Annotated in this window: 9 protein-coding genes and 1 pseudogene; 7 read left to right on the forward strand and 3 right to left on the reverse strand. The window is 72.3% G+C overall.

Translation table 11 applies throughout. The features are described from left to right. Positions 1–274: 274 nt before the first annotated feature. Together ACFVVL_RS06500 and ACFVVL_RS06505 are read left to right on the forward strand one after the other, a co-directional pair. Positions 275–949 (forward strand): response regulator transcription factor, encoded by a 675-nt coding sequence (locus ACFVVL_RS06500; protein ID WP_030300686.1) that lies wholly within the window; start codon positions 275–277, stop codon positions 947–949. A gap of 39 nt (positions 950–988) precedes the next feature. Continuing rightward, entirely contained in the window at positions 989–2,236 is a 1,248-nt protein-coding gene (locus tag ACFVVL_RS06505; RefSeq protein WP_380290648.1) for an ATP-binding protein, read from the forward strand. Positions 2,237–2,254: 18 nt separating this feature from the next. Here ACFVVL_RS06505 and ACFVVL_RS06510 read toward each other — a convergent pair. Both ACFVVL_RS06510 and ACFVVL_RS06515 read right to left on the reverse strand, forming a co-directional pair. Further along, positions 2,255–2,548 (reverse strand): annotated as a pseudogene (locus tag ACFVVL_RS06510) (ester cyclase); the annotation flags it as partial. Between the two features lie 128 nt (positions 2,549–2,676). Further along, positions 2,677–3,243, reverse strand: coding sequence for a GtrA family protein (locus tag ACFVVL_RS06515; RefSeq protein ID WP_387671713.1), 567 nt, complete (start codon positions 3,241–3,243; stop codon positions 2,677–2,679). Between the two features lie 316 nt (positions 3,244–3,559). Here ACFVVL_RS06515 and ACFVVL_RS06520 point away from each other — a divergent pair, with 316 nt between their 5' ends. From ACFVVL_RS06520 to ACFVVL_RS06535, 4 genes are all read left to right on the forward strand, one after another. Next, positions 3,560–4,651, forward strand: a complete 1,092-nt coding sequence (locus ACFVVL_RS06520) for a 5-(carboxyamino)imidazole ribonucleotide synthase (RefSeq protein WP_387671715.1) — start codon at positions 3,560–3,562, stop codon at positions 4,649–4,651. Beyond that, on the forward strand, positions 4,648–5,202 hold the full coding sequence (purE, locus tag ACFVVL_RS06525) for a 5-(carboxyamino)imidazole ribonucleotide mutase (RefSeq protein WP_380290643.1): 555 nt from the start codon (positions 4,648–4,650) through the stop codon (positions 5,200–5,202). Before ACFVVL_RS06520 ends, purE begins: the two co-directional genes overlap by 4 nt. Before the next feature lie 23 nt (positions 5,203–5,225). Further along, positions 5,226–6,446 carry a dipeptidase gene (locus tag ACFVVL_RS06530; RefSeq protein ID WP_380290642.1) on the forward strand — a complete coding sequence of 407 codons (1,221 nt, stop codon included), beginning with the start codon at positions 5,226–5,228 and terminating at the stop codon, positions 6,444–6,446. Positions 6,447–6,535: 89 nt separating this feature from the next. Next, the gene (locus ACFVVL_RS06535) at positions 6,536–6,955 is read left to right on the forward strand and encodes a CoA-binding protein (protein WP_387671718.1); all 420 of its coding nucleotides are present in this window, start codon (positions 6,536–6,538) and stop codon (positions 6,953–6,955) included. A gap of 72 nt (positions 6,956–7,027) precedes the next feature. On the opposite strand, the gene ACFVVL_RS06540 is transcribed toward ACFVVL_RS06535, so the two are convergent. Then, positions 7,028–8,365, reverse strand: a complete 1,338-nt coding sequence (locus ACFVVL_RS06540; RefSeq protein ID WP_380290639.1) for a UDP-glucose dehydrogenase family protein — start codon at positions 8,363–8,365, stop codon at positions 7,028–7,030. Positions 8,366–8,662: 297 nt separating this feature from the next. Between ACFVVL_RS06540 and ACFVVL_RS06545 the strand changes: the two genes are divergently transcribed. Continuing rightward, positions 8,663–9,196, forward strand: a 534-nt coding sequence (locus tag ACFVVL_RS06545) for an acyl-CoA dehydrogenase family protein (protein ID WP_387671720.1), incomplete at its 3' end; no start/stop codon positions are given.

Here is a 9,196-nt window from a genome sequence, read left to right on the forward strand (position 1 = left end):
ACAGAACCACTCTACGTGGCGACATTTGGCGGTATCGGCTGACAAAAGAGGCCAATTAGGTATGGCGATGGTAAAGACAGCCACAGATTCAGTTCGTTGATCCATGGTAGGGCAGGCCAAATTCCTTCAGATGCAAGATCAAAACGAAGGATCTTCACCGAACGGGCGACCCGGGCGTGTCGGTTGGGGCGCGATTGCACTCCGTATAACGATCACGCAGTGTGAACTACCTCACGGCACCAATGGGCATACCCGGGCCGACTACCATCACCACATGACCTGTGTGCTGCTCGCCGAGGACGACCCGGCGATCTCCGAACCGCTCGCCCGGGCACTGCGCCGCGAGGGATACGAGGTGCTCGTCCGCGAGGACGGGCCGTCCGCACTGGCCGCCGGGCTCGGCGAGGAGGTCGACCTCGTCGTCCTCGACCTGGGCCTGCCCGAGATGGACGGGCTGGAGGTCTGCCGCCGGCTGCGCGCGGACGGCCGCAGCTGCCCCGTCCTGGTCCTCACCGCCCGCGCCGACGAGGTCGACACGGTCGTCGGCCTGGACGCCGGCGCCGACGACTACGTCACCAAGCCCTTCCGCCTCGCCGAACTGCTCGCCCGGGTCCGGGCCCTGCTGCGGCGCGGCAACGTCGACCAGCTCACCACCGGCGCGCACGGCGTCAAGATCGACATCGAGTCGCACCGCGCCTGGCTCGGCGAGGAGGAGCTCACCCTCTCCGCCAAGGAGTTCGAGCTGCTGCGGGTGCTGGTCCGCGACGCCGGCCGGGTGGTCACCCGCGAGGAGATCATGCGGCAGGTCTGGGACACCACCTGGTGGACCTCCACCAAGACCCTGGACATGCACATCTCCTGGCTGCGCAAGAAGCTCGGCGACGACGCCGCCAACCCCCGCTACATCGCCACCGTCCGCGGGGTCGGCTTCCGGTTCGAGAAGAATTAGGCCCCTCCGGGGGCAGGTACCACCACGGGGAGCGGCAGCGTGAAACGCCGGATGATCAACTCGCTGCTGTGCGTCGTCCTCGTGGTGGTCGTGGTGTTCTGCGTCCCGCTCGCGCTGGTCGAGAAGCGCACCATCGTCAACAGCGCCCAGGACCGGGTGGACGCCGCCGCCGTCCGGGTGCTCGCCCTGGTCGAGAACCGGCTCGCCGCCAAGGAGCCGGTCACCGGCGACAAGTTCGTCAACCAGGTCTCCGAGGGCCAGTACGTCGAGGTCGACATCCCCGGCCAGGGCATCGTCTCCAGCGGTCACCGGCCCGACAGCAACCACCTGCTCAGGGCCGTCGAGCGCGGCGCCAGCGGTGAGACGGTCACCGTCGAGCAGTCCCGCGAGGCGGTCGACCACGAGATCGCCAACATGCTCCTGCTGCTCGGCGTCGTCGCGCTGCTCGCCGTGCAGGCCGCCGTCGCCCTCGCCGTCTGGCAGGCCAAACGGCTCGCCCGCCCGCTCACCGACCTCGCCGAGACCGCCGAGCGGCTCGGCTCCGGCGACCCGCGCCCGCGCGACCGCCGCTACGGCGTGCCCGAGCTCGACCGGGTCGCCGAGGTGCTCGACACCAGCGCCGAGCGGATCGCCCGGATGCTCACCGCCGAACGCCGGCTCGCCGCCGACGCCTCGCACCAGCTGCGCACCCCGCTCACCGCGCTCTCCATGCGGCTGGAGGAGATCACCGCGCTCGCCGAGGATCCGGAGACCGTCAAGGAGGAGGCGACCATCGCCCTCCAGCAGGTCGAGCGGCTCACCGACGTCGTCCAGCGGCTGCTCACCACCCAGCGCGACCCGCGCAGCCCCACCGCCGTCGCCTTCGACCTCGACGACGTGGTGAAGCAGCAGGTCGAGGAGTGGGGGCCGTCGCTGCGCGGCACCGGCCGGGTGCTCCAGGTCGAGGGCCTGCGGGGGGTCACCGCCGTCGGCACCCCCGGCACGGTCGCCCAGGTGCTGGCCACCCTGATCGAGAACTCGCTGATGCACGGGGCCGGCACGATCACCCTGCGGGTGCGGCCCTCCGGGACGTCGGTGGTCGTCGAGGTGCAGGACGAGGGCCCCGGCGTGCCGGCCGAGCTGGGCAACCGGGTCTTCGAGCGCGCGGTCAGCGGCCGCAACTCGACCGGCATCGGCCTCGCCGTCGCCCGCGACCTCGCCGAGGCGGACGGCGGACGGCTGGAGCTGCTCTCGCTGCGGCCGGCGGTGTTCGCGCTCTTCCTCGGCCGCAGCCAGCGCGAGGGGTGAGCCCGCGGGGCGGCGTCAGAGCTCGGTGTCCCGGACCACGTCCAGGTCGGTGAAGGTGGGCGGAGCGTCGCAGAGCGCGACCAGCTCGCGGTAGACCCGGTCGGTCTCCGGCAGGCCGGAGTTGCGCATCGCGTCCTCGTAGGACGCGAACTCGACGATCTCCACCACGTGCCGCGGGTCGGAGCGGTCGGTGGCGACCATCGCGTGGTCGACGGTGCGCCGGCCCTCGGTCTGGTCCGCCCAGCGGTCCAGCAGGCCGTTGAGCTCTTCGAGGTGGTCGGTCCGGCATTCGATGATCTGGACGAAGGTCATGGCGAGCCTCCTGGGTCCCCCGCGGCCTCGATCGTTCGCCGGCCGTGCTCGCCCTCCGTCACCACTGTCCTCCCGGGACGGCCGCGGCGGCAACCGGGGCGGACGGGGGACGGGCGGGGCGCCGGGTGCTACTCGGCCTTGGCGAGCCGGATCTGCTCGGCGGCCAGCATCAGCTCGGCCTGCGCGACCACCCCGGTGTCCGGGGCGGCCTGGGCGGCGCGCGCCTCGGCGAGCTGCTCCTCGGTCGGCTCCGGGACGGCCTTGAACACCCAGGTCCGGTACGAGATGAAGCGGAACACCGTGCCGAGCCCCAGCCCGAGGACCTTCGCGGCCAGCTGCTGGAAGTGCGAGGAGAGCCCCAGCACGTACACCGAGAAGCCCAGCACACCGGTCTCGATCAGCATGCCGGCGCCGCTGAACACCAGGAACAGCGTGATCTCCCGCTTGCGCGAGGCGGCGTCGCGGTCCCGGTACAGCCAGTAGCGGTAGCCCAGGTAGTTGGTGGCGATCGCGACCAGGGTGGCGGCGATGTTGGAGCGCAGCGAGGCCAGGTGCAGGCCGTTGAGGCAGACCCAGAAGACGGCGAAGTTCACCACGACACCGCTGAGGCCGACCAGGCCGAACTTCACCGCCTCGCCCGACAGGCCGCGCAGCTTCTGCGCCAGCGAGGGTTCCGACGCCGTGGTCGTCGCCATACCGGGCTGCCTCCGTGTGCCTGTGTGCCTGCGGACGGAAGGGTGTCGACGGCCTGGGCGCTGTCAACCCCTTGAGCCCTGCGTGCACGCACATGATCGGATCGCGCATATCAGGACCTGGCCGACCAGGCTACCCGGTTCCACCGATCGGCTCAGCCCCTCCTGCACGTCCGGCCGGGCCCGTCCCCTGGGACGCGGCTGGGCGGGGAGCGGTTCCACGGCCTCCGACCGGCCCGGATATCCTGGCGGGGTGACTTCCCCGGGCAACGCGAATTTTCCAGTGGTGGGCATGATCGGCGGCGGGCAGCTTGCCCGCATGGCACACCAGGCGGGCATCCCGCTCGGGATCCGGTTCAAGCTCCTCGCCGACACTCCCCAGGACTCGGCGGCGCAGGTCGTCTCCGACGTCGTCCTCGGCGACTACCGCGACCTCGACACCCTGCGGCGCTTCGCCGAGGGCTGTGACGTGATCACCTTCGACCACGAGCACGTGCCGACCGAGCACCTGCGGGCCCTCCAGGCCGACGGCATCGCCGTCCGGCCCGGCCCGGAGGCGCTGGTCAACGCCCAGGACAAGGGCGTGATGCGGGCCAGGCTCGACTCCATCGGCGTCCCCTGCCCCCGGCACCGGCTGGTCGCCGACCCGGCGGACGTGACCGCCTTCGCCGGCGAGGGCGCCGGCTACCCGGTGGTGCTGAAGACCGTCCGCGGCGGCTACGACGGCAAGGGCGTCTGGGTGGTCGGCGACGAGACGGAGGCCGCGGCCCCGTTCCTGGCCGGCGTCCCGGTGCTCGCCGAGGAGAAGGTCGACTTCGTCCGCGAGCTGGCCGCCAACGTGGTGCGCTCGCCCAGCGGCCAGGCCGTCGCCTACCCGGTGGTGGAGAGCGTCCAGGAGAACGGCGTCTGCGCCGAGGTGACCGCCCCCGCCCCGGACCTCGACCCGGCGCTGTCCGACGAGGCCCAGCAGCTGGCCCTGCGGATCGCCGGCGAGCTGGACATCACCGGCCACCTCGCCGTCGAGCTGTTCCAGACCCGGGACGGCCGGATCCTGGTCAACGAGCTGGCCATGCGGCCGCACAACTCGGGGCACTGGAGCCAGGACGGCGCCGTCACCTCGCAGTTCGAGAACCACCTGCGGGCCGTCCTCGACCTGCCGCTCGGCGACCCCCGGCCGCGCGCCAGGTGGACCGTCATGGTCAACGTCCTGGGCGGCGACTACCCGGACATGTACCGCGCCTTCCTGCACTGCATGGCCCGCGACCCCGGTCTGCGGATCCACATGTACGGCAAGGACGTGAAGCCCGGCCGCAAGGTCGGTCACGTCAACGTCTTCGGGGACGACCTCGACGACGTCCGCGAGCGCGCCCGCCACGCGGCCGCCTACCTGCGAGGAACGATCACCGAATGACCTCCCACCCCTCGTCGAGCGCCGAGGCGCGCGGCCCGCTGGTCGGCATCGTCATGGGCTCGGACTCCGACTGGCCCGTGATGGAGGCCGCCGCCCAGGCCCTCGACGAGTTCGAGATCCCCTACGAGGTCGACGTCGTCTCCGCGCACCGGATGCCGCGCGAGATGGTCGCCTACGGCGAGAACGCCCACGGGCGCGGGCTGAAGGCGATCATCGCCGGCGCCGGCGGCGCCGCCCACCTGCCGGGCATGCTCGCCTCGGTCACCCCGCTGCCGGTGATCGGCGTCCCGGTGCCGCTGCGCTACCTGGACGGCATGGACAGCCTGCTGTCGATCGTGCAGATGCCGGCCGGCGTGCCGGTGGCCACCGTCTCGGTGGCGGGCGCGCGCAACGCGGGCCTGCTGGCGGTCCGGATGCTGGCCGCCTTCGACCCGGAGCTGACCGAGCGGATGACCGACTTCCAGGCCGAGCTGAACGGCCAGGCCACCGAGAAGGGCAAGAAGCTTCGGGCCAAGGTGGCGGGTTCCTCCTCCTTCGGCTTTGGAAAGTAGTCATATCGGATAGAACAGCTCGTATGACCTCTGAGCTGTTGGACTCCACCCCCGCTCTGCTGGAGCGCGCCAAGGCCGTCCTCCGCGCCACCCCCGTGGTGGACGGCCACAACGACCTCCCCTGGGCGATGCGCGAGCAGGCCGGCTACGACCTCGACGCGCTCGACCTGTCCGCCGACCAGAGCGACCGCCTGCACACCGACCTCGCCCGCCTCGCCGCGGGCGGGGTCGGCGCGCAGTTCTGGTCCGTCTACGTGCCCAGCCGGCTCGCCGGGGACCACGCCGTCAGCGCCACCCTCGAACAGATCGACTTCGTCCACGCCCTGGTCGACCGCTTCCCCGACCGGCTGCGCCTCGCGCTCACCGCCGACGACCTGGAGGCCGCCCGCGCCGAGGGCCGGGTCGCCTCCCTGATCGGCGCCGAGGGCGGCCACTCCATCGACTGCTCGCTCGCCACCCTGCGCGCCCTGTACGCGCTCGGCGTCCGGTACCTGACGCTCACCCACAACGACAACACCCCCTGGGCCGACTCCGCCACCGACGAGCCGGTCGCGAACGGCCTCACCGCCTTCGGCGAGGAGGTCGTCCGGGAGATGAACCGGCTCGGCATGCTGGTCGACCTCTCGCACGTCTCCGCCGACACCATGCGCGACGCCCTGCGGGTCAGCGAGGCGCCCGTGCTCTTCTCGCACTCCTCCTCGCGCGCCGTCTGTCCCCACCCGCGCAACATCCCGGACGACGTCCTCGCCCAGCTCCCCGGCAACGGCGGCGTGGCGATGGCCACCTTCGTGCCCAAGTTCATCCTGCCCGCCGCCATCGAGTGGACCGCCGCCGCGGACGAGAACATGCGCGCCCACGGCTTCGACCCGCTCGCCACCACCCCCGCCGGGATGGCCTGCCAGCGCGCCTTCGAGCGGACCAGGCCCCGCCCGGTCGCCACCGTGGCCACCGTCGCCGACCACCTCGACCACATGCGGGAGGTCGCCGGCATCGACCACATCGGCATCGGCGGCGACTACGACGGCACCGCCTTCCTCCCGGACGGCCTCGACGACGTCGCCGGCTACCCCAACCTGATCGCCGAACTGCTGGGCCGCGGCTGGTCCGAGACCGACCTCGGGAAGCTCACCTGGCACAACGCCGTCCGGGTGCTGCGCGACGCCGAGGCCGCCGCCGCCCGGCTGCGCGCCGAGGGCCGCGCCCCGTCCCTCGCCACCCTCGGTCTGCACGGCCTGGACGGCTGAGCGGCGGGAATGACCGGACCCGCGGCCGCGCTGGGGCCGGAGGGAAGGCGCCGGCGGCCGCGGGTGCCCCGGACACGAGGAGGCAGTGCATGGAAGGCGACCAGGACACGGTCCGCAGGATCCTGACCGAGCTGGGCGACACCTGGGCCGTCGTGGGCCTGTCGTCCAACCGGCGGCGCGCGGCCTACGGCGTGGCCGAGGTGCTGCAGCGCTTCGGCAAGCGGATCGTGCCCGTGCACCCCGAGGCGGAGACGGTCCACGGCGAGCAGGGGTACGCCTCCCTGGCGGACATCCCCTTCGAGGTCGACGTGGTCGACGTCTTCGTCCGCTCCGACCTGGCCGGCGAGGTCGCCGACGAGGCGGCCGCGATCGGCGCCGAGGCGGTCTGGTTCCAGCTCGGCGTGATCGACGAGGCCGCCTACGAGCGGACCAGGGCGGCCGGTCTGGAGATGGTGATGGACCGCTGCCCCGCCATCGAGATCCCCCGTCTCGGCCCGGTCCGGGGCTGAGACGGGCCGTACGGCACCCCGGCCGGGTCCTGCCCCGGCCGGGTCCTGCCCGGTCCCCGGACGGCGGACGGCTCAGCTCGGGCGGCCGAGGGCGCGGTAGGTCCAGCCGGCGGCGCGCCAGGCGTCGGCGTTGAGGACGTTGCGGCCGTCGAGGAGGCGGCGCTCGGCGACCACGGCGCCCAGGACGGCCGGGTCGAGCTCGCGGAACTCCTGCCACTCGGTGAGGTGCAGGACCACATGGGCGCCCTCGACGGCCTCCAGGGCGGAGGAGGCGTAGGCGAGGCTCGGGAACATCTTGCGCGCGTTGTCCACCGCCTTGGGGTCGTAGACGGTGACCTGCGCGCCCTGGAGCTGGATCTGGGCGGCGACGTTGAGCGCGGGGGAGTCCCGGATGTCGTCCGAGTTGGGCTTGAACGCGGCGCCGAGGACGGCGACCCGCCGGCCCAGGAAGCCGCCGTCGCACTGCTCGCGGGCCAGCTCGACCATCCGCGAGCGGCGGCGCATGTTGATCGAGTCGACCTCGCGCAGGAAGGTCAGCGCCTGGTCGGCGCCCAGCTCGCCGGCCCGGGCCATGAACGCCCGGATGTCCTTGGGCAGGCAACCGCCGCCGAAGCCCAGGCCGGAGTTGAGGAACTTGCCGCCGATCCGCTCGTCCAGCGCGAGCGCCGCGCTCAGCTGGGTGACGTCGGCGCCGGCCGCCTCGCAGACCTCCGCCATCGCGTTGATGAAGGAGATCTTGGTGGCCAGGAAGGAGTTGGCGGCGGTCTTCACCAGCTCGGCGGTCGCGTAGTCGGTGACCAGGAACGGCACCCCGGCGGCGATCGGCTCGGCGTACACCTCGCGCAGCAGCCGCTCGGCGCGCTCGCTGCGGGCGCCGACCACGATCCGGTCCGGGCGCAGGGTGTCCTGGACGGCGAAGCCCTCGCGCAGGAACTCCGGGTTCCAGGCGAGCTCCGCCCCCTCGCCGACCGGGGCCAGCGCGGCCAGCCGCTCCGCCAGCCGGCCCGCCGAGCCGACCGGCACGGTGGACTTGCCGACGACCAGGACCGGGCGGGTCAGGTGAGGGGCCAGCGCGTCGATCGCGGCGTCCACGTACGACATGTCCGCGGCGAACTCGCCCTTGCGCTGCGGGGTGTTGACGCAGACGAAGTGCACGTCGCCGAACTCGGCGGCCTCCTGGGCGGAGGTGGTGAACCGCAGCCGTCCGGTCGAACCCTCGTGCCCCGCCACGTGCTTGAGCAGCAGCTCGGACAGGCCCGGCTCGTACATCGGGACCTGGCCGGCGGTCAGGGTGGCGATCTTCTCCGGGTCGATGTCCAGCCCCAGCACCTCGAAGCCGAACTCCGCCATGGCGGCGGCGTGGGTGGCGCCGAGATAGCCGGTGCCGATCACGGAGATGCGGAGGGTCACGGTTTCCCCTTCGGGCGGGCGACGAGCAGCACGGCTCCGGTCGGCAGCCGCGCCCACCGATGCTATCCGGCCGCCGGGGGAGACCCGGACCCTCCTGCACGCCCCGGCCCCGGCCGCTGATCACGGAGCCCCGCGCGGACCCGCGGACGCCCCGGGGAACGGCGGTGACACTCCCGGCGCGGACGTCGACCGACCTAGGCAGCCGCAGGTCGGAGGCCTAGGATCTACTGAACGGTCATTAACCGGTTCCACGGCGGAACGACTCTCCGAAAACGACTCTCCGAAGAGGCGGGCATCATGGCGGGCAGCGCAGGGGCGGCGGACTTCGATCTCTTCCGGGTCTCCGAGGAGCACGGGATGCTCCGGGAGGCGGTGCGGTCGCTGGCGGAGGCGAAGATCGCTCCGTTCGCGGCGGAGGTGGATGAGCTGGGGCGGTTCCCGCAGGAGGCGCTGGAGGCGTTGCGGGGCAGTGATCTGCATGCGGTGCACGTGCCGGAGGAGTTCGGGGGTGCGGGGGCGGATGCGCTGGCGACGGTGATCGTGATCGAGGAGGTGGCGCGGGTGTGTGCCTCGTCGTCGTTGATCCCGGCGGTGAACAAGCTGGGGTCGTTGCCGGTGCAGTTGTCGGGGTCGCGGGAGTTGAAGGAGCGGTATCTGGGGGCGTTGGCGCGGGGGGAGGGGATGTTCTCGTACTGCCTGTCGGAGCCGGAGGCGGGGTCGGACGCGGCGGGGATGCGGACCCGGGCGGTGCGGGACGGGGACTTCTGGGTGCTGAACGGGGTGAAGCGGTGGATCACCAATGCGGGGGTGTCGGAGTTCTACACGGTGATG

The sequence above is a fragment of the Kitasatospora sp. NPDC058115 genome, assembly GCF_042884635.1.
Classification (GTDB): Bacteria; Actinomycetota; Actinomycetes; order Streptomycetales; family Streptomycetaceae; genus Kitasatospora.

Bases quoted from the DNA above. Each gene is read 5' to 3' on its own strand.
- ACFVVL_RS06500 (WP_030300686.1), top strand. From the start codon at position 275: ATGACCTGTGTGCTGCTCGCCGAGGACGACCCGGCGATCTCCGAACCG.
- ACFVVL_RS06515 (WP_387671713.1), bottom strand. From the start codon at position 3,243: ATGGCGACGACCACGGCGTCGGAACCCTCGCTGGCGCAGAAGCTGCGC.
- ACFVVL_RS06520 (WP_387671715.1), top strand. From the start codon at position 3,560: ATGGCACACCAGGCGGGCATCCCGCTCGGGATCCGGTTCAAGCTCCTC.
- purE (WP_380290643.1), top strand. From the start codon at position 4,648: ATGACCTCCCACCCCTCGTCGAGCGCCGAGGCGCGCGGCCCGCTGGTC.
- ACFVVL_RS06530 (WP_380290642.1), top strand. From the start codon at position 5,226: ATGACCTCTGAGCTGTTGGACTCCACCCCCGCTCTGCTGGAGCGCGCC.
- ACFVVL_RS06535 (WP_387671718.1), top strand. From the start codon at position 6,536: ATGGAAGGCGACCAGGACACGGTCCGCAGGATCCTGACCGAGCTGGGC.